The organism is Paraburkholderia sp. A1RI-2L, from assembly GCF_048957375.1.
GTDB lineage: Bacteria > Pseudomonadota > Gammaproteobacteria > Burkholderiales > Burkholderiaceae > Paraburkholderia.
This window is the reverse complement of the sequence record NZ_JARBTA010000004.1, coordinates 567,944-594,230: the sequence shown is the minus strand read 5'-3', so window position 1 is coordinate 594,230 and position 26,287 is coordinate 567,944. Positions and strand designations below refer to the sequence as shown.

At 63.0% G+C, this 26,287-nt stretch carries 24 protein-coding genes and 1 pseudogene; 14 read left to right on the top strand and 11 right to left on the bottom strand.

Annotated elements, in window-relative coordinates:
- Positions 1-65: 65 nt before the first annotated feature.
- Both PWP93_RS31100 and PWP93_RS31095 read right to left on the bottom strand, forming a co-directional pair.
- On the bottom strand, positions 66-1,250 hold the full coding sequence (locus PWP93_RS31100; protein ID WP_421047436.1) for a diguanylate cyclase domain-containing protein: 1,185 nt from the start codon (positions 1,248-1,250) through the stop codon (positions 66-68).
- Positions 1,251-1,579: 329 nt separating this feature from the next.
- Complete coding sequence (locus PWP93_RS31095; protein WP_421028708.1) at positions 1,580-2,026, bottom strand: MarR family winged helix-turn-helix transcriptional regulator; 447 nt, start codon at positions 2,024-2,026, stop codon at positions 1,580-1,582.
- Between the two features lie 83 nt (positions 2,027-2,109).
- Between PWP93_RS31095 and PWP93_RS31090 the strand changes: the two genes are divergently transcribed.
- Together PWP93_RS31090 and PWP93_RS31085 are read left to right on the top strand one after the other, a co-directional pair.
- Positions 2,110-2,475 (top strand): hypothetical protein, encoded by a 366-nt coding sequence (locus PWP93_RS31090; RefSeq protein ID WP_421028707.1) that lies wholly within the window; start codon positions 2,110-2,112, stop codon positions 2,473-2,475.
- Between the two features lie 42 nt (positions 2,476-2,517).
- Complete coding sequence (locus PWP93_RS31085; RefSeq protein WP_421028706.1) at positions 2,518-3,135, top strand: glutathione S-transferase family protein; 618 nt, start codon at positions 2,518-2,520, stop codon at positions 3,133-3,135.
- Between the two features lie 74 nt (positions 3,136-3,209).
- On the opposite strand, the gene PWP93_RS31080 is transcribed toward PWP93_RS31085, so the two are convergent.
- Positions 3,210-4,130 (bottom strand): 3-hydroxyacyl-CoA dehydrogenase family protein, encoded by a 921-nt coding sequence (locus tag PWP93_RS31080; protein WP_421047435.1) that lies wholly within the window; start codon positions 4,128-4,130, stop codon positions 3,210-3,212.
- 241 nt (positions 4,131-4,371) lie between these two features.
- On the opposite strand from PWP93_RS31080, the gene PWP93_RS31075 reads away from it, so the two are divergent.
- Positions 4,372-4,635 carry a hypothetical protein gene (locus PWP93_RS31075; RefSeq protein WP_421028704.1) on the top strand — a complete coding sequence of 88 codons (264 nt, stop codon included), beginning with the start codon at positions 4,372-4,374 and terminating at the stop codon, positions 4,633-4,635.
- On the opposite strand, the gene PWP93_RS31070 is transcribed toward PWP93_RS31075, so the two are convergent.
- A complete protein-coding gene (locus tag PWP93_RS31070) occupies positions 4,589-5,038 on the bottom strand; it encodes a hypothetical protein (RefSeq protein WP_421047434.1) in 450 nt (149 codons plus the stop codon). The genes PWP93_RS31075 and PWP93_RS31070 overlap by 47 nt on opposite strands.
- Positions 5,039-5,202: 164 nt before the next feature.
- On the opposite strand from PWP93_RS31070, the gene PWP93_RS31065 reads away from it, so the two are divergent.
- Positions 5,203-5,406, top strand: a complete 204-nt coding sequence (locus tag PWP93_RS31065) for a hypothetical protein (RefSeq protein WP_421028702.1) — start codon at positions 5,203-5,205, stop codon at positions 5,404-5,406.
- Between the two features lie 114 nt (positions 5,407-5,520).
- On the opposite strand, the gene PWP93_RS31060 is transcribed toward PWP93_RS31065, so the two are convergent.
- Positions 5,521-6,030, bottom strand: coding sequence for a DUF1269 domain-containing protein (locus tag PWP93_RS31060; protein ID WP_421028701.1), 510 nt, complete (start codon positions 6,028-6,030; stop codon positions 5,521-5,523).
- Between the two features lie 191 nt (positions 6,031-6,221).
- On the opposite strand from PWP93_RS31060, the gene PWP93_RS31055 reads away from it, so the two are divergent.
- The 8 genes from PWP93_RS31055 (at position 6,222) to PWP93_RS31020 (ending at position 16,163) form a co-directional block, all read left to right on the top strand.
- Positions 6,222-6,551 (top strand): hypothetical protein, encoded by a 330-nt coding sequence (locus PWP93_RS31055; RefSeq protein ID WP_421028700.1) that lies wholly within the window; start codon positions 6,222-6,224, stop codon positions 6,549-6,551.
- A gap of 65 nt (positions 6,552-6,616) precedes the next feature.
- Positions 6,617-7,714, top strand: a complete 1,098-nt coding sequence (gene pdhA / locus PWP93_RS31050; protein WP_421047433.1) for a pyruvate dehydrogenase (acetyl-transferring) E1 component subunit alpha — start codon at positions 6,617-6,619, stop codon at positions 7,712-7,714.
- A complete protein-coding gene (locus tag PWP93_RS31045; protein WP_421047432.1) occupies positions 7,707-8,687 on the top strand; it encodes an alpha-ketoacid dehydrogenase subunit beta in 981 nt (326 codons plus the stop codon). Before pdhA ends, PWP93_RS31045 begins: the two co-directional genes overlap by 8 nt.
- Before the next feature lie 4 nt (positions 8,688-8,691).
- Positions 8,692-9,816: a dihydrolipoamide acetyltransferase family protein gene (locus PWP93_RS31040; RefSeq protein WP_421047431.1), complete on the top strand. Its 1,125-nt coding sequence runs from the start codon at positions 8,692-8,694 to the stop codon at positions 9,814-9,816.
- A gap of 124 nt (positions 9,817-9,940) precedes the next feature.
- Positions 9,941-11,266, top strand: coding sequence for a leucine-rich repeat-containing protein kinase family protein (locus PWP93_RS31035; RefSeq protein WP_421047430.1), 1,326 nt, complete (start codon positions 9,941-9,943; stop codon positions 11,264-11,266).
- Positions 11,267-11,432: 166 nt separating this feature from the next.
- Positions 11,433-12,734 carry an extracellular solute-binding protein gene (locus PWP93_RS31030; RefSeq protein ID WP_421047429.1) on the top strand — a complete coding sequence of 434 codons (1,302 nt, stop codon included), beginning with the start codon at positions 11,433-11,435 and terminating at the stop codon, positions 12,732-12,734.
- Positions 12,734-15,727 (top strand): bifunctional diguanylate cyclase/phosphodiesterase, encoded by a 2,994-nt coding sequence (locus PWP93_RS31025; RefSeq protein WP_421047428.1) that lies wholly within the window; start codon positions 12,734-12,736, stop codon positions 15,725-15,727. The genes PWP93_RS31030 and PWP93_RS31025 overlap by 1 nt, the downstream gene beginning before the upstream one ends.
- 19 nt (positions 15,728-15,746) lie before the next feature.
- Entirely contained in the window at positions 15,747-16,163 is a 417-nt protein-coding gene (locus PWP93_RS31020; RefSeq protein ID WP_421028693.1) for a cupin domain-containing protein, read from the top strand.
- A 180-nt stretch (positions 16,164-16,343) separates the two neighbouring features.
- On the opposite strand, the gene PWP93_RS31015 is transcribed toward PWP93_RS31020, so the two are convergent.
- The 5 genes from PWP93_RS31015 to PWP93_RS30995 form a co-directional block, all read right to left on the bottom strand.
- Positions 16,344-17,738: an amino acid permease gene (locus PWP93_RS31015; protein WP_421047427.1), complete on the bottom strand. Its 1,395-nt coding sequence runs from the start codon at positions 17,736-17,738 to the stop codon at positions 16,344-16,346.
- Positions 17,739-17,892: 154 nt separating this feature from the next.
- Positions 17,893-19,455 (bottom strand): histidine ammonia-lyase, encoded by a 1,563-nt coding sequence (gene hutH, locus PWP93_RS31010; RefSeq protein ID WP_421047426.1) that lies wholly within the window; start codon positions 19,453-19,455, stop codon positions 17,893-17,895.
- Positions 19,456-19,874: 419 nt separating this feature from the next.
- A complete protein-coding gene (locus PWP93_RS31005) occupies positions 19,875-21,266 on the bottom strand; it encodes an FAD-binding oxidoreductase (protein ID WP_421047425.1) in 1,392 nt (463 codons plus the stop codon).
- Positions 21,267-21,322: 56 nt separating this feature from the next.
- Positions 21,323-22,636 (bottom strand): MFS transporter, encoded by a 1,314-nt coding sequence (locus tag PWP93_RS31000; protein WP_421047424.1) that lies wholly within the window; start codon positions 22,634-22,636, stop codon positions 21,323-21,325.
- A 77-nt stretch (positions 22,637-22,713) separates the two neighbouring features.
- A complete protein-coding gene (locus tag PWP93_RS30995) occupies positions 22,714-24,144 on the bottom strand; it encodes a sulfatase-like hydrolase/transferase (RefSeq protein ID WP_421047423.1) in 1,431 nt (476 codons plus the stop codon).
- A 154-nt stretch (positions 24,145-24,298) separates the two neighbouring features.
- Here PWP93_RS30995 and PWP93_RS30990 point away from each other — a divergent pair, with 154 nt between their 5' ends.
- Entirely contained in the window at positions 24,299-25,249 is a 951-nt protein-coding gene (locus PWP93_RS30990; protein ID WP_421047422.1) for a LysR family transcriptional regulator, read from the top strand.
- Between the two features lie 115 nt (positions 25,250-25,364).
- Here PWP93_RS30990 and PWP93_RS30985 read toward each other — a convergent pair whose 3' ends face one another.
- A complete protein-coding gene (locus PWP93_RS30985) occupies positions 25,365-26,003 on the bottom strand; it encodes a hypothetical protein (protein WP_421047421.1) in 639 nt (212 codons plus the stop codon).
- Positions 26,004-26,029: 26 nt separating this feature from the next.
- On the opposite strand from PWP93_RS30985, the pseudogene PWP93_RS30980 reads away from it, so the two are divergent.
- Positions 26,030-26,137: pseudogene (locus PWP93_RS30980) on the top strand (IS5/IS1182 family transposase); the annotation flags it as partial.
- Positions 26,138-26,287 lie beyond the last annotated feature (150 nt).

Below are 26,287 nucleotides of genomic sequence, written 5' to 3'. Positions count from 1 at the left end.
CGAGTTTGAAAAAACTCGCGAGGGTTTGCAGGCTGTCTGCTGACTGGAGGCGCTTGCGGGACTCGCTAGGCAAGCGCCTCGGTTGGACCAATCTCCTGGTCCTTCGGGCTGAACCGGTAGCCGCCGCCCGAACGCTTGGCGTCGTACATGGCCTGGTCGGCTCGTACGACGAGATCGGCAAGCGTTTCGCTCGCCGCTTCACGGATTGCAATGCCGATGCTCAGGCCCACAAAGCCGAACTCGCGCGCAAGCGGGGCTACCGCCGCAATCAGCCTGGCGCAAAGCTGATCGACATCCGTGCGGTTGGCGAGACCCGGCGCGATCAGTACGAATTCGTCGCCGCCCACGCGCGCGAGCAGGTCGCCGGAGCGCTTCACTTGCCGCAGCCGCTCCGAAACACGGCGCAGCAGCGCGTCGCCGCTTGCATGTCCCTGGGTGTCGTTGATGAGCTTGAAGCCATCGAGATCCATGAACAGTGCGGTGATAGGGGCGTGCGCCCTTGCCGCGTGGCCTTCGAGCGCGCGAAGCTGAAGATCCAGATCGCGGCGGTTCGGCAAGCCGGTGAGCGCGTCGCGCAACGCGGCGCGCGTCATGCGTTCCGCGCCGCGCACGACACCGGTGAACGCCTTTCTTTGCATGACGGTGGTGTACGCCAGCAGCGCGAGGACGCCCAGCAGCAAACCGGCGAATGCGTAGCCCGCGCGCTCGACGCGGAAGGTTTCGTCGCGCAGCGCCGCCGCGCCTTTGGCGTCGCAATCGGCGGCGATCGCGCTGACGCTTTCGCGCAGCCGGTCCATCGCCGCCTTGCCGGCATTGGTCTTGACCACGGTGAGTGCGCGCTTATGCTGGCCGCTGCGCTCGAGCTGCACGGTCAAGGCCAGTTCAGCGAGCTTTTCGTCCATGTCGTCGCGCACGTTCCGTAGCGCGGCGACCTGCTCGGGGCCACGAATCAAACCGGAGAGCCGGGCGAGCGCGTCGAGCGCCGCCGCCTTGCCGCGCACATAGGGCGCCAGATATTGTTCGTCGGCGGTCAGAAGAAATCCGCGCTGCCCGCTCTCCGCGTCTTTCATGCCGCTGAGCAAGGCGTTGCTGGTACTCACGAGCAGGGCCGCGCGGTTTTGCGCGCGGGCATCGGCGACAACCGCGCTAGCCTGCCAGGCAGAAGCCACGGCGCTGGCAAGGAGGGCGGCGACGATGCTTCCATAGACCAGCAGCGAGCGGCGCCGCTCCGCAACAATGGCTCTTCGCACCTCGATCACCGTCCGCTCCCCATGTCGCTGGCGGAAATACTCCGCTTCAGCATTGCGAACCCAGTCTATCTTTCTGTATGAACATCAATTGGGGGATTAGAGGTAATTCGTGCCGGCAGCTCACTCATTTAACCGCGGGCGGTAGCTCTTGCCGATCGTTTCGCTGATCTGCGTTGGCATATGAAAATGCGGGTCGGAAACGCAAATTTCTACCTGCCACCGCGGCCGGAATTATAACGTCTGCGGAAAGTCTTTCCGGCTAACGACGGGAGAAATCAAGCGCAATAAAGTTGATGTATCAACGAATTGCGTAGTCATGCAGAATGAATTTATGAAAGCGCACGCAACTGTTTGCGCAGCCGGTCGACCTCTGCAGAGGAGAACGGTTGCTCGATCTCGGCATGCGTGCGCTGCCACACAGGGAATGCTTCGGCGAGCAGGCGTTCGCCTTCGGGTGTCAGGCTGAGCAGCCGGCTGCGTTTGTCGTCCGGGTCTTGTTCGATGCTGACGAGGCCGCGGCGCTCCAGGGGTTTTAGCGCAGCCGTGAGCGTGGTGCGGTCCATGGCCAGCAGCGCGGACACATCCTTGATGGCTGGCGGATGCGGCCGGTTGAGCGACATCAGCAGCGAGAACTGACCATTCGTGAGATCGAGCGGGCGCAACGCTTCGTCAAAAATGCGCGCGAGGTTGCGCGCCGCGCGCTGCATGTGCAGACACAGGCAGCAATCGCGCACCATGAGCGTGGTTTCGAAAGGGATTTTCTTTGCGCGTGACATGTTGCAATTATGTTGATATCAACCTATATTGTCAAGGCCAGATGAGCAACATCCCGTTGCTCGCAATAGCAGACGGAGGACGCATGAGCGACCAGAAATTGTTTCTCGCCGTTTTTCTCGGCAGTCACGACAACCCGCGCGCGCAGGCGTGGTGGGCGCTTCCCGAAGACGAGCGGCACGCCCGCGAGCGCGAGGGCATCGCGGCATGGAAGGGGTGGGTGGAGCAGCACAAGGCGGACATCGTCGAGCTCGGCGGACCGCTCGGCAAGACCAAACGCATTGGCCCGGACGGCATCAAGGACACCACCAATGCGCTAACAGGCTTCACGGTCGTGCGCAGCGCTTCCATCGACGAGGCCATGAAGCTGTTCGAAGGCCATCCGCATTTCACGATCTTTCCCGGGGATGCGGTCGAGGTGATGCCGGTGCTGCCGATTCCTCCGGGCTGAACCGCGCAGGCGCTTTTCGACGGATTACTTTGGAGAATCGTGATGAAGCTTTACGGATTTGGTGGAACCCGTTCGCAGCGTGCGCTATGGGGTCTCAAGGAAGTCGACGCAGATTTCGAGTTCATATCGGTCAATTTGCTCGAAGGCGAGCATAAGCGGCCGGAATTCCTGCGCGTCAATCCGGCCGGCAAGGTCCCGGTGCTGATCGACGGCGACCGGGTCATTCCCGAATCGGCGGCGATCGTGCTGTACCTCGCGGACAAATATCCGGAGAAAGGCTTGATGCCGGCCGATCTGGACGCGCGGGCGCAGGCTTATCGCTGGATCCTGTTTGCGGTGACGGAACTCGAGCAGCCCCTGTGGCGCATCACGAAGCATTCGATGCTTTATCCGGCGGACAAGCGCCTGCCCGCCGATATCGAGTTGGCACGCGACGAATTCGCAGCCATGGCGGCGGTGCTCGAAAAGCATCTGGAAACACGCGCATTCATCGTGGGGGACCGGCTCACGGCGGCCGATTGCGTGACCGTCTACCTGATGGACTGGGCCAACGAATTCCAGATGCTCGGTGGTTTTCCGCGTTTGCAGGCCTATCTGGAGCGGCTCTATGCACGCTCCGAAGCGCCGCCGCGCATTGCCGACGCCCGCAAGGCGGCATGAGCCCGATCGATTGAGCCGGACTGGCGGCTCGATCGATCACTCGATTGGCTATTCAGTCGCAGCGCAATCACAGTTCAATCGCCCGCGATCAGCTTGCGCCGCGCCGCCTTCACGCGGGCGAGATGCGCCTCGTCCCAGTCGTAAAAGCCCGCGCCGCTGCGCGCGCCAACGCGTCCGGCGGCCACCTGCTCGCGCAGCAGATCGATCACGTCTTCGTCCTTTGCGAGCGTGGGCATGAGATGCGAAGCGATATCGACGAAGGTATCGAGGCCGCCCATGTCCGCGCTTTCGAGCGGCCCGACGATGCCCCAGCGGCGGCCAAGGGACGCCTTCATTACGCGATCGACCACGTCGGGGCTCGCTGCGCCCGAGCGCACGATGTTGAGCGCCTCGCGCAGCACGGCGAATTGCAGCCGGTTGCCGACGAAGCCGGGAATCGACTTGGCGAGCACGACGGGCTCCATGCCGATCGCGCGCATGAGCGTCTCGGTGCGCGCCGTGACCTCGGGCGCGGTCGCGCGGCCCGGCACCACCTCGACGAGCGGAATCATATGAGGCGGGTTCCAGAAATGGGCGATCACGAAGCGCTCGGGCGCGGGCAGGGGGCCGGCTAGCAAATCGGGTTCGAAGCCGCTCGTATTGCTCGCCAGAATCGCATCGGCGGCTAGCACGGCGCCGAGCCGCGCATAGAGCCGGTGCTTGAGGTCGAGCACTTCGGGCACCGCTTCGAAAACGAACTGTGCCTGCGCCATGGCGTCGAGCTGCCCCGTGGTTTCGATGCGCGCGAGCGCGGCTGCACGCTCGGCGGCATCGATGCGCCCGGCGTCGATGAGTTCGTCGAGCACGGCCTCGGCCTTCGCCGCCACGCTCGCGAGCCGGGCGGGATCGACGTCATGCACGATCGTGCGCAGGCCATGCAGCGCACATTGCGTCGCAATGCCGACACCCATCAGCCCCGTGCCGACCACGCCCGCCACCGTCGCCGTTCTTCCCATGCCCACTGGCCTCCTTGCCGGGTCCTTGTCGAACGGCAAGCATAGCGCGTTGCGTTTCGCCTCCGGATGCAGATGGGCAATCGTTGGCGTGCGAGGCAAGCGGCACATCTGCAAACGTCTGAATTTTGACGCGGATGCATGATGGCAACTTTGGCCGAACAATGGCAATGTGTCGGCTAAGATTGGATTCATCTTGTCACCGTGCCACGACATTCGCGCCCGCCGCGCCGAGGAGATGAACATGGCTGACCACGACTTTGCCGAGTTTTCCTGGGATGAACAGGCGGACGTCAAGGCGATTCTTCTAAGCCGGGGGTTCGAACTCGGTGAATTCAGGATCACGGATAAAGAAAGCGATTCTGCTGGCGCCGGGAAGGCGGTAATCCGGCAGGTTTCGGTGACACGTATAGTCAACGGCAAGACGGAGATCTACGACACCGACCATTTCGCTCCGTGGATCACCGATTTCGATGAGGCGCTTCAGGCCGGGAAGTTCGACGATTGAGATTGCCGCCATGTGCGATCGGCAAATCGGCGAGGGTTATTTTTTGGCGGTTTTTTCGCGTTTCCTCGTATTCCGGCGCAATATAAAGCATGTGGCAACCGTTGAAGACGACGGAGGCGGACATGGCCATCTCCACGCGGCTAGAGTTGCTCTGCCGATTGTTTATCGGACTTTTTGTGGGTTTCTTTTGTGTAACGACAGCCCTTTTTGTCCGATATAAATCGATGCATCCGCTCCCGCAGGTCGCCGCGGTGCAGTCGAGCGGTGCCTCGCCTGCCTTGCCGCGCGGCACCGCGATCATGTCGTTCTCCGCGGCCACCCCATCCAGTCGTTCAGCGCCGCCGCTGAATTCCGCGCAAATGACGCTCATTGCGTCGTCCAGTTCCACTGTCGTGACGTTCATTGCGGCGCTGGTGGTCAACTTGATGAGCTGGCGCAGCAGGCAACGCAGGCAATCAGGCAAAGACGGCGCGCGTCCACCGGATGCTCATCACGGAGATGCGCGCAAGCGGGTCCGGGATGGCAGGAACGGGTAGTGCTTATTCGATCTTTTTCCACGGAGGTCACATGAACGCTAGCAACAACGCCGACGTGCGCGCATTCGTGCACACCGCCGAGCGCACTGGCGGCTGGGTATGGGTTATCTCGCTGGTCGACTTCGCCGCGCGAGACGTGCGCCGCGTACTGGTATCCGACGAAACCTATGTCAATCAACGCGCGGCGAAAGACGCGGGTGATGCGCGTCTCACCGCGCTGGCACAAGACCAGTAGTTGCGCGGGCAGCTATCGCGTTTCGCATGTTTCGCGGGTTTCGCGCATTCCGTGACATTCCGGAATCCGGCCTCTGCATGATTTGCGCGGCCGCGCGAAGACTCGGCCGCGCGCTCATGGGAATATCGGCGTGGTCGGTTCGGCGCCTTCCGGATCGGCTCTGGGGACATGCTTTGCGACCGTCTGCGCAATTTCCTCCTCGCGCGCGGCGGGCACATCGGCCATGATCAGGAATTGCCCGTTGCGGATCGCTTCGCGAAAGCGCTGGAGCCGGGCGTTCGGTTCGTCCACGCCGATCATGGCGGCGGTCCACGCGCCGAAGCTCGCGCCCGCCAACGTCAACGTCACGACCGCTCCGCCGCCGATGACCAGTCCGGCAGGCGGAAAAACCAGCGCCGCGAGACCCACAATGGCGCCGGCCGCGCCGCCTAGCGCCACGCCGCGTTCGAGCGCGTGCACGACGTCGCTGCTTTGCAGCAACGAGGCGCCCGGCAATTGATCGAGCTGGACGGTGTGATTCGCGAGAACGTGCAGATGCCGCCACGTAATCCGCGCCAGCAGCAAGTCGTCCACGACGGCTTTCGCCGTGGGTATGTCAGGTGCCAGAAAGTAAAGACGTCTCATGTTGGCTCCCCTTTGATCAAGCGGTGTTCGCCGCAGGGTAAGCATTGATGGTACGCCTGCTGCAGCGAAGTGGCGTGCCGCTTTTTTCAGCGATCGTGTGGATGAAATGGCAAGTCGGCGCGCAATTGCGTCGTGGCCGTGTACGATAGAAGCCGTAATGCCGTGCAGTTCCAATCAGCGCAGGTGCCCTCATGATTTCAACCTCTCGCGAATCTCACGACGCCGATGCCGAGGCATTGGCCACGCTGGCCGAATATCTCGAGCTTCTGCTCGACAAGGGCAAGAGCCTGATTCTGGTTCGAAGCCAGGCGGAAAGCAGCGACGTGTTCCTCGGCGACGCGGGCGAGCCCGAAGAGGACTGGACACGGTACGGGAAAATCCGCAATGCCGTGGCGAGCGCGGTGCTGGGCGTGACAAGTTCGGGGTTCAATGAACTCACCATTGGCGGGCAGACTTATCGCTTCGTGCGGGCATTCACCGAAGTTTCCCATCGGGGCGCGGTGGTTTTCAGCGCTGCGTAAAATCTTCGTCACAGCACACCCGCGCGATAAGACCTACGATATTTGAAAACACCAAGGAGGCCGTCATGACCACGGCTGCCAGTTTTCAAATCGGCTACACGCAGTACCTCGGGCACGACGGCGAGCCCGTTCATCCACTGCCGCCTTTCGCAAGCGACCCTGCCGCGCTGTTGCCGCTCTATCGCGCCATGGTGCTCACCAGGGCGTTCGACACCAAGGCCGTGGCCCTGCAACGTACGGGCCAGCTCGGCACCTTTGCTTCGTCGTTGGGCCAGGAGGCGATCGGCGTGGGCGTGGCCAGCGCGATGCGGCCCGAAGACGTGCTGTTTCCCTCCTATCGCGATCACGCTGCGCAATTGCTGCGCGGCGTCACCATGACCGAAAGCCTGCTTTATTGGGGCGGCGACGAGCGGGGCAGTGACTTTGCCGGGCCGCGCTTCGACTTTCCCAATTGCGTGCCGATCGGCACCCAGGTTTGTCATGCGGCGGGCGCGGCTTATGCTTTCTTGCTTCGGCAAGAGCCGCGTGTGGCCGTCACGATTTTTGGCGACGGCGCCACTTCCAAAGGCGATTTTTACGAGGCGATGAATTTCGCGGGCGCGTGGCGCGCGCCGCTCGTGCTCGTCATCAATAACAACCAGTGGGCGATTTCGCTGCCGCGCAGCCAGCAGAGCGCCGCGCAAACGCTCGCGCAAAAAGCCATCGCCGCCGGCATCGACGGCGTGCAGGTCGATGGCAACGATGTGATTGCCGTGCGCCAGGTGGTGGGGGCGGCGCTAGCGAAGGCGCGGCGCGGCGAGGGCCCGACGTTGATCGAGGCGCTAAGCTATCGCCTCGGCGATCACACGACCGCAGACGACGCCACGCGCTACCGCGACGCCGAGGTGCTCAGCCAGCAATGGGAACACGAGCCGCTGCGCCGCCTGCGCGCTTACCTCATGCGCATGAACGTGCTGGACAAGGCGCAAGACGAGCAGTTCGGCAAAACTTGTCACGAGCAGGTCGAGCAGGCGGTTGCGGCGTATCTCGCGGTTGCGCCGCCCGAGGTGGCGTCGATGTTCGACCATCTCTACGAGGTGCTGCCGCGCGCCATGCATGAGCAACTGGCGATGGCGCAGCGGTTTGCACCGGCGGGTCCGGCCACGGAGAACGATCATGGCTGATCTGAACATGGTCGAGGCGATCAATCTGGCGCTCGCGTGGGCGCTCGGGCATGACCCGGACGTGGTGCTGCTCGGCGAGGACATCGGCGTGAACGGGGGCGTGTTTCGCGCCACGGCGGGCTTGCAGTCACGCTTTGGCGCGCAGCGCGTGATCGATACGCCGCTTGCGGAAACGGCGATCGGCGGCGCGGTGGTCGGCATGGCTGCAATGGGCTTGAAGCCCGTCGCGGAGATTCAGTTCAGCGGCTTCATCTACCCCGCGATCGATCATCTGCTCAATCATGCGTCGCGTTTGCGGCACCGGACGCGCGGCAGGCTGGCGTGTCCGCTCGTGGTGCGCTCGCCGAGCGGCGCAGGCATCCATGCGCCGGAACATCACTCCGAAAGCCCCGAAGCGTTGTTCGCGCACATACCGGGCTTGCGCGTGGTGACCCCTTCGTCGCCCGCGCGCGCTTACGGCCTGCTGCTCGCGGCGATTCGCGATCCGGACCCGGTGATCTTCTTCGAGCCCACGCGCCTTTATCGTCTCTTCAGGCAGTCGGTGGAGGACAACGGCGAGGCGCTGCCGCTCGACTGCTGCTACGTGCTGCGCGACGGCGCGGACATTACGCTGGTTGGTTGGGGCGGTGCGCTGCAGGAAGCGCTGGCGGCGGCCGAGCTGCTGGCGCTCGAAGGCGTGAGTGCGGAGGTGATCGACGTGGCCACGCTCAAGCCGCTCGACATGGACACCATTCTTGCTTCGGTATCCAAAACAGGCCGCTGCGTAATCGTGCACGAAGGTTCGCGCACGGGCGGCGTGGGTGCCGAAATTGCCGCCGGCATTGGGGAGCGCGGTCTTTATTCGCTGCTGGCGCCGGTGCAGCGCGTCACGGGATACGATGTGGTGGTTCCGCTCTATCGGCTCGAAAGCCACTATATGCCCGGCACGGCGCGCATCGTCGCGGCGGCGCGGCAAGCGCTGGAGGCGCAGTGAAGCCATGAAAATCTTCAAGCTGCCCGATCTGGGCGAAGGCCTCCAGGAAGCGGAAATCGTCGAATGGCACGTCAAGAGCGGCGACGAGATTCTCGCGGATCAGCCGCTCGTCTCGGTCGAGACGGCCAAGGCGATTGTCGAGATTCCGTCGCCGCAAGCGGGGCGCGTCGCAAAGCTGTTCGGCAAGCCGGGCGACATCGTGCACCTGGGCGCGCCGCTATGTGCGTTCGAAGGCGATGGCGCGGGCGCCGAGGATGCCGATGCGGGCACCGTGGTCGGCCACATGGAGGTGGGCCGGCAAACGGTGCAGGAGGCGCCCGCCGCGCTCGGCAGTGGCGCGGGAGCGGGGCATGGGACGATCAAGGCGATGCCCGCGGTGCGCGCGCTGGCACGCAAGCTCGATGTCGATCTGGCGATGGTGACGCCGTCCGGCCCCGAAGGCGTCGTCACGGCGGCCGATGTGCAACGCGCGGCGCGGCTGCTCGCCGAACTCGGTCCGCCCGAAGTGCTGCGCGGCGTGCGGCGGGCGATGGCGCAGAACATGGCGCGCGCGCAGAACGAGGTGGCGGCCGCCACCGTCATCGACGATGCCGACATCCATGCATGGCCGCCGCACACCGATGTCACGATCCGTCTGGTTCGTGCGCTGGTGGCCGGGTGCCGTGCGGAGCCGGGATTGAACGCCTGGTTCGACGCGAAGATGGAGCGGCGCCATGTGCTCGCGAAAATCGATCTCGGCATTGCCGTCGATTTGCCCGAGGGCCTGTTCGTGCCGGTGCTGCGCGACGTCGCGCAGCGCGACGCGGCGAACTTGCGCGCCGGACTCGACCGCATGCGCGCCGATATCCGGGCGCGCAAGATTCCGCCCGAGGAAATGCGCGGCAATACGATCACGTTATCGAACTTCGGCATGATTGCCGGCAAATATGCGGCGCCCGTGGTGGTGCCGCCCACGGTGGCGATCCTCGGCGCGGGACGCATGCACGATCAGGTCGTGGCGCACGAGGGCGCGCCCGCCGTACACCGGATCTTGCCGCTGAGCTTGACGTTCGATCATCGGGTGGTCACCGGCGGAGAGGCGGCGCGCTTTCTGGCCGCCGTCATCAAGGATCTGGAAATGGCGCAATGAGTGGCGCGATGCCCAGCGCGAAGGGCCGCACTTCGGCGCAATCCCGTTAGAATTGCGCACGACCGGCGCCGCGTTGCGCGCCGGCGCTTTCCGAATTCCTTGCCATGGCCGGTTCATTCCACGCGTGACGACCTCCACCCTCGAACAACTGCGCGCGGGCCAGCTCGCCGGCGCACGACAGATCAAGCTCGCCTGCGGGCTGACCGAATTTCCGCGCGAAATTTTCGAGCTTGCCGATACGCTCGAATTGCTCGACCTTTCCGGCAATGCACTGAGCGCGCTGCCCGACGATTTGCCGAGGCTGCGCAAGCTGCGCATTCTGTTTGCCTCGAACAATCCGTTCACGGCGTTGCCGGACATGCTGGGCGACTGCGCCTCGCTGAGCATGGTCGGCTTCAAGTCGAACCAGATCCGGCACGTGCCGGCGAGTGCGCTGCCGCCGCAATTGCGCTGGTTGATTTTGACCGACAACGCCATCGAGACACTGCCGCAGGAATTGGGCGAGCGTGCGAATCTGCAGAAACTGATGCTCGCCGGCAACCGGCTGCGCGCGCTGCCCGAAACCATGGCCGGATTGCGCTGCCTCGAACTGCTGCGGATCTCCGCGAATCGACTGGACGCGTTGCCGGACTGGCTGCTGCGCCTGCCGCGGCTCGCGTGGCTCGCCTATGCCGGCAACCCGCTGAACGCCGCGCGCGAGCGCACGGCGCTGGCTGGCGCGCCGGTGCCCGATATCGACTGGCATACGCTTGCGCTCGGGCAGACGCTGGGCGAGGGCGCATCGGGCGTGATTCATCGCGCGACGCGTCTTTTGCAGGACGGCCATCCGTCCGGCGCCGTTGCGGTAAAGCTGTTCAAGGGCGCGGTAACGAGCGATGGCTTGCCGGACCTCGAAATGGCGGCTTGCCTGCAAGCCGGGCAGCATCCCAATCTGATTCCGGTGCTGGGCAAGATCACGGGGCATCCGCTCGACGAGCATGGTCTCGCGATGGCGCTGATCGACCCGGCGTTCGGCAATCTCGCGGGGCCGCCGAGCCTGGACTCATGCACGCGCGACGTGTATGCAAACGATGTGTCGTTCACCCGGCCAGCCGCATTGCGGATCGCGCGAGGGATTGCTTCCGCGGCGCGGCACTTGCACCGGCGCGGGATCATGCATGGCGATCTTTACGCACACAACATCCTTCATGACGGCGCGGGCCACGCGTTACTCGGCGACTTTGGCGCAGCATCGTTTCATGAAACGGACGATCCGGCACGGGCGCAGGCGTTCGAGCGGATCGAGGTGCGCGCGTTCGGCTGCCTGCTCGAAGAGCTTGCACAACGCGTAGCCCCGGTTTCCACCGATGGCGCGGCCGGATTCGACTCGCTGATAGCGGATTGTCTGAACGAGCACGTCGACGTGCGGCCATTGTTCGATGAGATTCTCAATCGCTTGAACGCACTTTGATTACGCGTTGAAGGCGATTCGAATGACGCTGCATGGCAATTGTCACGATTGCAGCGAGTAAATTAAAGGATCGATTTTTCCCGCCGATAGACAGATGAGGCATCATTGTGAACCGGCCCGGCTTCCGATGAAGTGCCATCCTCATCAATCTGAAAGCGAGCCTTGCATGGGACGAGCCAAGCTCTTCTGGTGGTGGCGATACGGTTTGACTGGCCTGGTTGTCCTGCTTCTCTTTTCCGGCTGCCACGCGCACAAAGATGCTACGCCAGCCACGCCTCCTGCCGCCCGGACCACCATCACCGCTTTGGTGTGGGCGCCCGACTGGCCGCAGGAAATGCTTCAGATTGCCGCCGAATTCAGCAAGCTCAATCCCGACGTGCGCGTGGACGTCCAGTTCATGATCGGCAATTCGGTCGAGGAAAATATCAAGCCGCGCGTGGCGGCGGGCACGCTGCCCGATTTCGTGAGCGTCAATCCCAACGGCTACTCGGCCGAACTCGCGGACCAGGGCGTTCTTGCTGATTTACGGCGGACCGGCGCGTGGAATAACATGCTGGCTCCCCTCAAGGCGGATTGGACCAGCCGCCGCGGTAAGGGGTTTGGCATTTCGGGCGGCGTTGCGACGACCATGATCTATTACAACCGGGAAATGTTCGCAAAGGCCGGCATCACCCAGGTGCCGACCGACTTCGATGCTTTCCTGCGGATGTGCGCGCAGCTCAAGCGGGCGGGCTTCACGCCCATCATGTGGAGCGGCGGATTTCCGAATATGCTCGGCAACGGGCCCTTTGCTTCGGGTTTTGCCAACGACGTAGTGGCCAACGAGGCGGACTGGCGCAACAAAATGGCTGACGGCACGCTGAATCTCGACACCCCGGCGGTGGCGGACATCTTCGCCAAGATGGCTTTGATTCCCGAACGCGGATACGTTCAGCCCGCCTTCATGACGACGGGCTATGACGAAGGCATCCAGCTCTTCAAGGAGGGCAAGGTGGCAATGGCTTTCGAAGGCAGTTGGTCGGCTGGCTCGATGCTGCACGGCAACGCCTTTCGGACCGGCGTATTCGTGCCGCCGTGGAATGCGCGCGGCGCGCAGGTTGTGCCGGTGCTCGGCAGCGAAACCGGGTTTGCCGTGTGCGAAACGCCGCGCAAGGCCGCAGCCGTGCGCTTTCTGGAATTCATGGCGGGCCCGGGCTTCCTGATTCTGCAAAAGAAACGGCATAACATTTCACCGTTCCGCGAAAATGCCGGCACCGCGGTGAGCGACCCGGTGATCGTCGATTACACCAACGCGGTCCGCCGCTATCCCGTCACGGCGAGTCCGTATTATTCGTCGCTGCCGTCGAATACCATCGAATACGTGCATGGGCTCATGCAGGATGTGCTGCTTTACAAGATCACACCAGGGCAAGCCGCGAAGCGACTGGACCAGTCGGTCAAGAACGAAGCGAAAATGCACTACAAATAATGAACTTGATCCCCGCTCCGCTACGACCCGCATTCGACTACCTCTCGCAGGATCTGCTTCGTCGCGTCGAGATCCGTCACCGGCTCATGGCGGCGTTCGTGCTGCTGTGCCTGCTGCCCGTGATCATTTCGGGCTGCATCTCGTACGTGAAATCGGTCGCGGCGATCAAGGAGAATGCCGAGGTCCTTTCGCGCGAAGTGGTCGAGCAGGTCTCCAAGAACGTGCGCATGCGCATGGAGCAGATCGAGACCGAGAGCAGGCTGCTCGTGGTGTCGAGCCGGCTGCAAGGCGCGCTTGCCGGCGCGGCGAGCGCCGGGCGCGGCAGCGAGGCGCGCGAAGACATCGCGCGCCTGCTGCTCGAACATTTCGGTTCGGTGGATTTCATCAACCAGAAATATCTGCTCGACAAGAACAATCGCATTCTCGACACGCAGGCGTTCGCGCAATTGACGCGCGGCGTCACCAGCCTCGTCGAGCGCGCCGGGGCCCAGAACGAACGCACTTACTGGGGCAGCTACGATAACGGCGTCGGCGAGCAAAACCTGGGTGTGGTCACCGGGATCTTCGACAAGAGCAACGACCGGAAAATCGGCAATCTGGTTCTGGTGGTGAGACCGCAGTACTTCTCCACGATCTTCAGCAACGTGGCTTCGCGAAGCGGCATGGAGATCTGCATTCTCGATGCAGATAGCAAAGCCGTCATTATCCGCGCCGACGATGCCACAGTTCACGGCGACAAGCCATGGGTGTCCGGCCTGCCAGGGCGCATCGAAGCCAACGGGCCAGCAGGCGATGCAAGCCGCTTCCTGAGCGTGCCGGGCATTCAGGGCGAGCGCTACCTCGTCGCCTATACGCGCATTCCCGGCACAAGCTGGCTCGTGGTGAGCACGATTGCGGAAACGAGCCTGACGACCGAGGCGCGCGCGGTGCGCAACCAGATCGTGCTGGTGGGCATCTCGGGTTTTCTGCTTTCGCTCTTTCTGGCGTATTTCATTTCGCGCAGCATTTCGGAGCCGCTCAGCAAGCTCGTGCGCAAGATGCACGATGCCGGCGACGATGCGGGCGTGCCGTTCGAGGACGGCGCGCCGACGGGAACAGCGGCGCGAGGGCAGGACGAGCTCGCGAGGCTCGAATTGCGCTTCGAGCGAATGCGCGGCGCGATCGGCCAGAAAATACAGAAGATCAACGAGATCAACGCCTCGCTCGAACAGACCATTGTCGAGCGCACGGCCGAACTCGTGGCGCGCGAGCGCGAGTCGCGCACCTTGATCGAGAATTCGCCGGATACCATTACCCGTTACGATCGCGACGTTCGCCGCATTTATGCGAATCCTGCGTTTTGCGCGTCGTCCGGGAGCCGTCTTGTCGAGGCGCTCGGCAAGCGGCCATCGGAACTCCCTGGCGGCCCCAACGCACTGATTTACGAAAGGAAGATCCGCGAAGTCATTGCCAGCGGGAAAAGCGCGCAATTCGAGCTGAGATGGATCGGCAAGGAAGGCGCCGAGCAATGCTCGCATATTCGCATCACGCCGGAAATCGACCTCTTTGGCGAGGTGAATTCGGTGATGGCTGTCGGGCGCGACCTCTCGGACCGCATGGCGTTCGAGGCGACAATCTGGCGGCAGGCCAATTTCGACGCGCTCACGGGCTTGCCGAACCGCCAGATGTTCCATGAGCGTCTCGAGCATGAAGCGCAGCGCTCACGCCGCTCGGGCCGGCGCATGGCGCTGATGCTGATCGACCTCGACCGCTTCAAGGAGGTCAACGACTCGCTCGGACATGACACGGGCGACGTGCTGCTGGTGGAGGCGGCTCGGCGCATCAACGCGTACGTGCGCGAAACGGACACGGTGGCGCGCCTGGGCGGCGACGAGTTCACGGTCATTCTCCCGGAACTCGACGACGATGAGCAGGTAGAGCGGATCGCGCGAACGATCAATGCGGGCCTGGCCTTGCCATTCAAGCTTGGTGCGGACGAAGAATTCATTTCCGCGAGCATCGGCATTACGTTTTATCCCGATGATGCCGGCGAACTCGACATGCTGTTCAAGAACGCCGACCAGGCCATGTACGCGTCCAAGAGCGCCGGACGCAATCGCTTCTGCTACTTCACACCCGCCATGCGCGTGGAGGCGGAAAGACGCTTGCGACTCACGAGCGATTTGCGCGCCGCCTTGCCGGAAAATCAGTTTCAACTCTTCTACCAGCCGATCATCGAACTGGCGACCGGCACGGTGTGCAAAGCCGAGGCGCTGATCCGCTGGTTCCATCCGGTGCGCGGCATGATCAGCCCGCTCGAATTCATTCCGCTGGCCGAAGACACGGGATTGATCGTGCCGATAGGCGACTGGGTATTCCTGCAGGCGATGCAGCACGCGCGGCGTTGGCGCGAGCGGTATCACGGCGCGTTTCAGGTGAGCGTGAACGTGTCTCCGGTGCAGGTCCGCCAGGACAGCATGCAATGTGCGCGATGGTCCGAATATCTCGCGCGCGAAGGCGCGGCCGGCGGCAGCGTTGCCGTGGAGATCACCGAGGGCCTGCTATTGCAGTCGGAATCGAATATCGATGAAAAGCTGCGGACCTTGCGCCGTGCCGGCATCGGCATTTCGATCGACGATTTCGGCACGGGCTATTCGTCGCTGGCTTATCTTCAGCGCTTCGAAATTGATTATCTAAAGATCGACCGGTCGTTCGTGCAGAACTTGAGCGTGAACGCAGATAATCAGGCGCTTTGCGAAGCGATGGTGGTGCTCGCGCACAAGCTCGGTATTCAGGTGATTGCCGAGGGCGTGGAGACGGTGGAGCAAGAGGCGTTTCTTAAAGCGGTGGGATGCGACTTCGCTCAGGGCTTTCTTTATTCGAAACCCGTGCCGCCCGAGCAGTTCGAGGCGTGGGCCTGGCGGCCCGACGCTGAACTGGCGGACGAAAACCGGGGCGGCCAGGAAAGCGACCAGGAGCGCGGTCGGACCGAAACGCAGGAGAATTCGGGCTGAACGATGCAGAGGGCACATCATGCAACGCGATTCGAATGACGCACAGGCCGCTGTGGTTACGGTTCATCCCGCAAGGGAACTCGCCACGACTCAGCGCTTGCCTTACTTCGTCGGCATTTCCTCCACGACGGCCGGAGCGAAGGGATTGTCGATGCATCTCGTCGTCATCCCGCCCGGCGCGCACGCCGAGCCGCATAGTCATTGCGGCTACGAAACCGGCATTTACGTGCTCGAGGGTAGCGTCGAGACGCGCTATGGCCCAGGGCTGCGTCAGTCGGTAATCACCGAAGCCGGCGATTTTCTGTTCATTCCGCCCGATGTGCCGCATCAGCCGTTCAATTTGAGTGCGACGACGCCCGCAAGGGCAATCGTCGCGCGCAATCATCCGGAGGAACAGGAGCAGGTCGTGCCGTACGATCCGACTCGCGACGAATGAGGGCACCAGGCTGTTGCGCGTCACACATCGGCTGCGGGAGCCTTGCTGACCTGTACTGGAAGCGCCGTTCGGCCTCGTCCAGCGAAGTACCGGGCTGGAATCATGGTGAAATAAAAAATGCGCCCCGGATCCGGATATGCCAGATACGGGGCGCATTGCAATACCGTCTGCAATAACGCGTTAGCTCTGCTTCACCAGCTCGCGTTTTTTCTCACTGGAAGCGGGCTCGCCATTGAGCTTGCTGCACGCCCACCAGCCCACGGTCATCAGCGCGATCCAGCCGATGCCGACGAACAGGGCAATGCGCGTGTCCTGCTCGTAGCCCAGAATGCCGATCACGAAAATCATGAACGCGATCGCGACGGCGGGGCCGACGGGCCACAGCGGCACCTTGAATTTCAGCGCGCGCACTTCGTCGCTCGACAGACGCCGGCGCATGGCCACCTGCGAAAGCAGGATCATCAGCCAGACCCATACCGTGGCGAACGTCGCGATCGAAGCGATGATCAGGAAGATCTGGTCAGGGATCAGATAGTTGAGCAGCACGCCGCCAAGCAGCGCCACACCCATCACGAGCACCGTCACCCAGGGCGCGCCTGCACGCGACGTGATCGCGAAGACGCGCGGCGCCTGGCCTTGCGCGGCCATGCCGTACATCATGCGGCACGCGCCGAAGATGTCACTATTGATCGCCGAAACCGCTGCGGAAATCACGACCACGTTCAGGATCGTCGCCGCGGACTTGATGCCGAGTCCCGAGAAGATCTGCACGAACGGGCTACCCTGGCCGTCGATCTTGCTCCACGGGAATACAGCCATCAGCACCACCATGGTGAGCACGTAGAACAGCAGGATACGCACCGGCACCGCGTTGATCGCGCGCGGCAGGACCACTTCGGGATTCTTCGCCTCGCCGCTCGTGATGCCGATGATCTCGACCCCGCCATACGCGAACATCACCACCGCGAGCGAGGCGATCAGGCCGCCCACGCCGTGCGGCGCGAAACCGCCGTGGGTCCAGAGATTCGAGAGCCCGTGCGCCTGCTCGCCATTCATGCTGATGCCCAGCACGAGAATGGCGGCGCCGCCGATGATCATCGCGCCAATGGCGAGGATCTTCGCGAGTGCGAGCCAGAACTCCATTTCGCCGAAGATCTTCACATTGCACAGATTGAGGCCGCAAATCAGCAGCACGATTGCCAGCACCCAGATCCATTGCGGCACGTGCGGAAACCAGAAGGCCATGTAGATGCCGAAGGCGGTGACGTCCGCAAGGCCCACGATGATCATTTCGAGGATATAGGTCCAGCCGGTGAGAAAGCCGGCGAGCGGGCCGAGGTAGTCGCCGGCGTAGCGGCTGAACGAGCCCGAAATCGGATTGCGCACGGACATCTCACCGAGCGCGCGCATGACCATATAGACCGCTGCGCCGCCGAGGATATAGGCGAGGATGACCGCCGGGCCTGCGAGCTGGATCGCGGATGCCGATCCGTAGAATAGTCCCGTGCCGATGGCCGAACCGATTGCGAGGAACCGGATGTGGCGGGCGCCGAGATTACGTTGAAGATTTTCCAATGTCTCTTTCCTTGAGCGGGCCGGCCCCGGTGGCTGGCGCCAACCTGGCTAACCGCCGGCCCGCTTCGTCTTCTCCTGGACACGGCCGCAGAGGATCACCGGGCATTGCTCGGGATTCCTCAGGGCCGTGCGTGCTTGATACGCGATGCGGCCTTTACAGGCTCGGCAGCGTGGCGGCGGGCAGCAGTGCGCTCAGGTGGCGCTGGGCAATCAACGCGCTCGCTGCTTCGATATCGGGCGCGAAGTAGCGGTCCTTCTCGTAGAACGGCACATCCTTGCGCAGGATATAGCGTGCGGTTTCCAGGGCGTCGGTGGTCTTCAGGCCTTCGCGGAAGTCCAGCCCCTGGCACGCGCCAAGCCATTCGATCGCGAGAATGCCCTTGACGTTGTCGGCCATTTCCCAGAGACGGCGACCGGCATTGGGCGCCATCGACACGTGGTCTTCCTGGTTGGCCGAGGTCGGCAGGCTGTCGACGCTGGCGGGGTGGGCGAGCGCCTTGTTGTCCGAGGCGAGCGCCGCGGCCGTCACCTGCGCGATCATGAAGCCCGAATTCACGCCGCCGTTCGCCACGAGGAACGCGGGCAATTGCGACATGTGCTTGTCCATCATCAGCGAGATGCGGCGTTCGCTGAGCGAGCCGATCTCCGCAATCGCGAGCGCGAGATTGTCGGCGGCCATCGCAACGGGTTCGGCGTGGAAGTTGCCGCCCGAAATGACGTCGCCTTCCTCCGGGAACACGAGCGGGTTGTCCGACACCGCGTTCGATTCCACTTCGAGCACTTCAGCGGCGTTGCGGATCTGCGTGAGGCACGCGCCCATGACTTGCGGCTGGCAGCGCAGCGAATACGGGTCCTGGACCTTTTCGCAGTTCGCGTGCGATGCGCCCACCGGGCTCGATGCGCCCAGCAGGTGGCGATACACCGCGGCAGCGTCGATCTGGCCGCGCTGGCCGCGCGCGGCGTGAATGCGCGGATCGAACGGTGCGCGCGAGCCGAGCATGGCTTCCACGCTCAGCGCGCCGCACACGCTGGCGGCGGCGTAGAGGTCTTCGGCAAGGAACAGGCCCTTGAGCGCGTAGGCGGTCGAGGCTTGCGTGCCGTTCAGGAGCGCGAGACCTTCCTTCGCGGCGAGGCTGAGCGGCTCGAGACCGGCGATCTCGAGCGCTTCGCGCGCCGGCATCCAGCGGCCGTCGTGGCGCGCCTCACCTTCGCCCAGCAGTACGAGCGACATGTGCGCGAGCGGCGCGAGGTCGCCCGAAGCGCCCACCGAACCCTTCACGGGAATGCGCGGATACACCTCGGCGTTCACGAGCGCGATGAGCGCGTCGATCACCGAGCGGCGGATGCCCGAAATCCCGCGTGCGAGGCTGTTGATCTTGAGCACCATGATCAGGCGCACGAGCGCATCGTCCAGCGCTTGGCCCACGCCTGCGGCGTGCGAGAGCACCAGCGAGCGCTGGAGATTTTCGAGGTCTTCGCGCGCGATGCGCGTCGATGCGAGCAGACCGAAGCCGGTGTTGATGCCATAGGCCGTGCGGTCTTGCGCGATGATCTGCTCGACGCAGGCCACGCTGCGCTCGATGGCCTCATTGGCGCTGGCGTCGAGCGAGAGTCGCACGGGGTTCTGATGCACGGTGCGCAACTGCGGGAGCGTGAGCGTTCCGGGGGTGATGCACAGCGCCGTAACTTGATGGGTATCCTGGCAACGCGAAGTCACGGACTTCCTCCACATAAAAAATTGATCGCTAAGGCAAGTAGCTTTACTGCCACGCTCGAAGCATATTGTATAGACAACTTTGCGGATATGAGGGTTTACGCAAAGGTGATTTGTAGCCAAATTTGCTGGGATTTCTTGCGGCTTACTCGGCGTAAGCCTGCTAAAAGTTGTCTAATCAATGCAAATTGGGGGCGGAGCGAAAGGCCGCGAGCGATAAAGCCCCGGCTTGCGGCGCGCGTTCTGTTCGGATTGATTCCTGGCCCTCGATCAGACCATGGGACGAATCGGAGTGCGCTAGATCGGATTCGGCGGCGCGTTCTCAGGGAGAGCCGCGTTGCTGACCGCTAGATGGGTTTTCAACTGAAGCGCGAAAAACAGAGCAATCGAACGTCGCCCCGATCAAGGCAGCACTATTGCAGTCAAGGAATGACTCGACCGCCATTCAGAATGGAAGCTGGGTCGATAACGCTCTTGATCTTGCGCATGAGATCGAGTTCTGCTTCGGAGCGCGTCAGACCGATGAAGGCGCGCTTGACCACGCCAATGCCGTGTTCCGCGGATATGCATCCCCCTGCATCGCGCACGGCTTCATAAACGAGTGCCTCGACTTCGAGCAGCGCCGCTTCACCGGCAAACGGGCCGCTCAGGACATGCAGATTGCCGTCGCCGAGATGGCCAAAAAACAGATGACGCTGCTCAGGAAAGCGCTCGCGAAGGCGCGCACGCAGCGTCGCGACGCAGTGCTCCATTTCGTCCATCGGCACGCCCACGTCGAATGCCGCGTGCGGGCGCGTAGCGGCGAGCAATTCGCCGACCGATTCGCGTGCGGCCCACAGCTGCTTTGCCTGCTCGATCGATTGCGCGACGACCACATCGTCGATCACTCCGGTTTCCAGCATGTCGCCGAGCGCGCTTTCGAGCGCGCGTTGCGCGTCATCATCGGCGTCACCGAGCGTTTCGACCAGCGCATAAATCGGATAACGCGTCGAAAACGGCGACTTCAGGCGCGCTACCTCGCACGCCGCCGCCAGGAAGTCGTCCCACATGAGTTCAAAGGATGAGAGGCCTGGCAGGCGCATGCGCAGCGCCTTTAGCAGCCGCGCGGCGGCGTCGAACGAGCCCAGTGCGCAGAGCGCCGTCTGCGCGGCGGCGGGCTTCGGTTCGAGCTTGAGCACGAGCCGCGTGATCACGCCGAGCAGGCCTTCCGATCCGATGAACAACTGCTTGAGGTCGATGCCCGTCGTATTCTTTGTCACGCGATTGAGCATCGAAAGCACGGTGCCGTCGGGCAGCGCGACTTCGAGGCCCAGGATGCGCTCGCGCATGGTCCCGAAACGCACGACGCGATTGCCGCCCGCATTGGTCGCCGCGTTGCCGCCGAGCTGACACGAGCCGCGCGCGCCGAGATCGAGCGGGAAGAACCAACCTTCGGCTTCCACCTGCGTTTGCAGTTGCTCGAGCACGACTCCGGCCTGCACCGTCACGGTGCCGCCCGTCGTATCGAACGCCTCGATGGCGTTCAGGCGCGCAAGCGAGAGCGCGACCTCACCGGCCTGCGGCGTGGCCGCGCCGGCAAGGCCGGTCAGGCCGCCTTGCACGGCCACCGGCTGGCCGTAGCGGGCAAGCACCGCTAGTGCGCGGGCAACTTCTTCGGGAGTGCGCGGCAGAATCACGAGCGACGGCGCGCAGCGCGGCGCGTCGCTCCAGTCGGCGGCGTGCGCGTCGGCGATTGTCGGGTCGGCGCTCACGCGGTCGGCGCCAATGGCGTTCGCGAGTGCGTCGTGCAGGGAGATGGTGGGCGAAGCGTGCATGGGTTCGGATGGCGATCGTTTAATCGGGGGCGGGAGGGAAGTGCGTGCAGGGCGTCTCAGTCGGCATGGCTCACGCGCTCGACCTTGCCGCCGAGTCGCTTTAGCACGAGACCGGCGACGAGCCCGATGCACGCAATCGCCGTCATGTAGATGCCAGGCGCAATGGGGCCGATGCGATGCAGCAGATCGGTGACGACGAGCGGCGTAATGCCGGTAAAAACCACTGTCGCGAGATTGAGCGAGAGCGCGATGCCGGAGAAGCGCACGTTCGTGGGGAACAGGTCCGCGAGCAAAAACGCGTATGTTCCGTTCACGAAGCCGCCGACGAAGCCGATTACGGCGAACATCGTGAAAGGATCGATTGCGTGCGCGGCAACGAGCCGATAAAACGGATAGCTGCCCGCAAGCATGATGAGCGCGCCCGCGCGATGGACGAGACGCGGCGCAATGCGGTCGCCGAGCCACGCGCACACGAGCAGCGACGCCGACATCGTTGCGATACCAACGTTCTGCGCCGCGCTCGCGAGCGGCGCCGCCACGTGCAGCACAGTCGTGAGATACGAAGGCAGCACGACGAACAGTAAGCTGTTGGCGGCATTCACGATACCCGCCACCCCCACGCCCGCCACGATGTGCCATGGCCACGCGCGCAGGACCGTGCGGAACGGCCGCCTGGACTTGTGGCTGCGCAGGCGCTGGAATTCCGTCGATTCCTCGAGCGAGGTGCGCAGCCAGTAAGACAGCAGGCCGATCAGGCCACCGAAGATGAACGCGATGCGCCAGCCATAAGTCACGACGTCGGCGGCATCGAGGGTGGCATGGAGCGCGAGGCTCATCAGCGTAGCCGTCAGCACTCCAGAATTCAGGCAGAACACGACGAGTCCGCCCACGAGGCTCGCGCGCTGCGGTATCTCTTCGACGACGTAGGTGATCGAGCAGGGCAGCTCGCCCGCGAGAAAGAAGCCTTGCGCGAGACGCAGCAGCACCAGCAGCACGGGCGCGAATACGCCAATGCTCGCGTAGCCCGGAATCAGGCCGATGCCGATCGTCGAAGCGGACATGGCGAGCACGGAGACGAGAAAGATCACGCGCCGCCCGAAGCGGTCGCCGAGGCTCGCGAGCACGATGCCGCCAAGCGGACGCGAAACGTACCCGATCGCAAACACGCCGAAAGCGCTGATGAGCGAGGCAAGCGGATCGGCGGCCGGAAAGAACTGCCGCGCAATCTCGCGTGCGAATACGCCGTAGATGATGAAGTCGTAGATTTCGAGCGAGCCGCCGAGACTCGCGAGTATCACCGTCTTCCATTTGCGCCGCAGGCCGTCGCGAGCGGCCGGCGCGGCCACGGTGGTGTGTTGGGCTGGGTGCATCGTCGTCTCCGGTCTGTTTTGTCGTCGTGGTCTATGCGGTCGCGCTGTGTGCCTGGTTGTGTGCCTGGTTGCGCGTCTCAGGCAGCCGGCACGGGCGTTGCCGCCGGTGTGCCGGTTTTCAGGGCCGCTTCGCGCCCGCCGAATGCCTCCACGAGGCGCGCCTGATCGGCTTTCGCGGCGGCATCAATGGCTTCGGGGTCGAGCAGCGCGCGCAATCGCGCCTCGTAATGCGCGAGCACGCTGGCGTAGGCGGGATCGTTCGCCACGTCGTTCAGCTCCTCGGGGTCGGTTTGGAGATCGAACAGCTCCGGGCGCAGGCCCACATAGTGGTGATACTTGTAGCGTGCATCGGCGAGCATGTAGGCCGCCGTTTCCGATCCAACGGCATGGTACTCGCTGAAGGCGAGGCGATCGGGTTGCGCGGCCTCATTAGCGAGCTGCGCCAGCGACGTTCCCGGCCCCGTCATCAAGCCGGGCGGACAACCGGCCAGATCGAGCAGCGTGTTCTGAACGTCGACCAGCGAAACCGGCGTCTCGTTCACGTTGGCCGCCGGAATGCCGGGGCCGGCAAGGATCATGGGCACGCCCGTCGATTCGCGATACATCAGGCATTTGTTCCACATGCCGCGCTTGCCCAGGTTGTCGCCGTGGTCACTGCTGTAGATGACCGTGGTCGTCTCTTCGAGGCCGTGTTCGCGCAGCGCGTCGAGCACCTTGCCCGCCTGCGCGTCCATGAACGAGACAAGCGCGAGATAGCAGGCCACCGCGAGACGCCGCCGTTCCTCGCCACCGATGGCCGCGTCGTGGTCCATGTGGCGCGCCTGCCGCTCGACCCACGGATGACGCACATAACCCGTCGAAGGATGCAGCAACGGGAGATCGAGCGACTCGGGCGGATAAAGATCGAGCCACTCCTGCGGCACGACGAGCGGAAAATGCGGCGCAACCAGTCCGACGTAAAGCACCCATGGCTGCTCGTCGCGCGAATGCTCGGAAAGCCAGGTGGCGGCCGTGTCCGCGACCCGCATGTCGAAGCGGTTATAGCTCGATGTGCCCGCGCCGATCTTGTCGTAGAGCGGCGAGCGGCCCATCGTCTCGGGCATCGGCTCGCGCACCGAACCCCACACCTGCCCGATGCCTTCCAGGATATGCACGGCATGATGCTGCCGATGAAGCCCGACTGGCGCATCTTCCGAACGGTAATGCAGCTTGCCGACCGATTCGCAGAGCACGCCGTGCTCGGCGAGATGATGCGCCCAGCCTTTGGGCACGCCGTCGTAGGCGAGTGCGTTGTCCCAGCAGCGGATGTCGTGGACGTGACGGCCGGTTGCGAGACTCGCGCGCGCGGGCACGCAGATGGGCGAGGGCGTGTAGGCGTTGGAAAAGCGCGTGCCACGGGCGGCCAGCGCGTCGAGGTTCGGGGTGCGGATGAACGGGTGACCCGCACAGCCCATGAGGCCGTGCTGGTGCTCATCCGAAAGAATGAAAAGGACGTTGGTCGGTCGCATGATGGATGTTTTCGCTGGCAGCCCGTGGGGTGGCCGGGCTGCGTCTCCTGCCGTCAATGGTGGTACGCTTGCGCATGAGAAGCAAGTGACCATTTTTGTTGTACGAATAACTTTCAGTTATTCGTAAAAGAACCGCCCGCCGCGCCAGAACCCCATGGATCCGATCGAACGCTTTTTCGAGGCAGGCCTGAAGCTTAGCCACCTGCGCCTGTTGACGCTGTTTGACAGCCTCGGGCAAATCCGTCTTGTCGCGGAACGGCTGAATCTGACCCAGCCTGCGGTGTCGAAGCAGCTCGCCGACCTTGAGGCGGGACTCGGCACGCCGGTGCTGGAGCGGGTGGGCAACCGGCTTCATTTCACTGCTGTGGGCGAGGTGCTCCTTCGTCATGCGCGCGAGGTGTTCCATCAGATCGAACGGGCGCGCTATGAAGTCGATGTGCTCACCAGCGGCCTGTCGGGGCGCATTGCGGTGGGTGCCGTGCCGACGGTGTTGTCCGTGTTCGCGCCCGAACTCGTGCTCGAACTGAAAAAGCGCGCGCCGCACGTGAACGTGTCGTTCTTCGAGGCGACGAGCGACCGGCTCTTTTTGATGCTCGCAGCGGCGGGGCTCGACATCGTGCTGAGCCGCAATGAGCCTTCGGACGACGTAGCCGGGCTTGCGTCGCGCGCGCTGCTGGATGATCCGATTGTGATCGTGTGCGGACGAGATCATCCGCTGGCCGCACGCCGCGCCGTCGCGCGTGCCGATCTGGCAGGCCTGCCGTGGATCTTGCCGCCGCGTGAAGCGCCCACGTTCATTGCGCTCGAACGCTGGCTTCAGCAGGGCGGCCTCGAACTGCCGGCCGGTTGCGTGCAGTCGGTTTCGCTTCAGGCGAATGAAACGATGCTTGGCCTTTATCCCTTTCTTGCGCTGATGCCGCTGACCGTGGCGAGACGCGGCGTGGAGCGCGGTGCGCTGGCGATTCTCGCGCTCAAGGGCGCACGATTTCTGGAGACAGTGCGCCTCTATTACAGCGATACGTCACCCAACCCCGTGCTGGCGACAGCGCTTGACTGCGTGGCGGCCGTGAAGGTGCGCATTGCAGGATCGTTGGCCACGTGGTGACTTGTGCGGGAGCACGCGGCCCAGGGACGCGTTCAACGACGAATCTGCCGTATCGAAACGGCTTGGTCTGGTACGCATCTGTGGCGACGATTCGCAATTGTTGTGGGGTCACGCACTATGAAATAACGTATTCGAATTTATTAATCATGTGGTCGATAAGCTTCATGTCAATATTTTTCTTGTTGGGGACTATGAACAGGCACTGTCTGCCGAAAGTGTCGGCACGAGGAATGAAGTCCTCGACTATATGATAATGAGGGCGATTCGTGTAATCGTCGAAGATGATTTTCGTCCCTTCATTGGATAATTTTAGTGTTGTTAAAAAGCATAGAACGCGAAACCGACCGTCAATAAGAACAATGTCGGGGTTATGGTGGCCTGTCCATGGGGCATTGGCGTATCTAAAAAAATTTTCCTTCCTTTTGTAGCTAATTGGAGCGCCCCATTCCCCCAGTTCTCCGCAATCGACCCACTCAATTATGGCGTCTTTTTCGCCAATTCTATTCCGCACAAAATCAATCCATTCTTTGCTCGTGTCGATGCTATGGATCTTTGCCTTGGTATTCTCTGCTACCCAAATCGTGCTTTCTCCGCAGCCGTACTCAAAATAGAGGCTCGATGAGGCTGTGAGTCGCTTGAACATTGCGTCATCGCCATCGAAAAGACCCTTCCTTTTTTCGGGGGCGAGTAGTTTCCTGACTCCAATGGTAATCAGCGGAGGGGTGATAAGTTTAAGGACTTTAATTGCTGACATGGTTGTCTCCATTGAACAAGGACACGCAGTTCGGCCACCTGACGGTGCGTTATCGCGGGTTGATGAAGAACACGCAGCAACGGCATACGCTGTTCGCCCTGAGCAATCTGTGGATGACACGTCGCCGAATTCTGCAGAGGTCTGCCGGTTGCGACTTCCTGTCTGTCGCGACAAGATCCTTACTCCATGACCATGCAGGACATACTGGCGAATTTCTGTGGCCTTGCGCACAGTAATGCCACTAACCAGGGTGCGCCCCTCATGCAAGCGGCATAACACGCCCC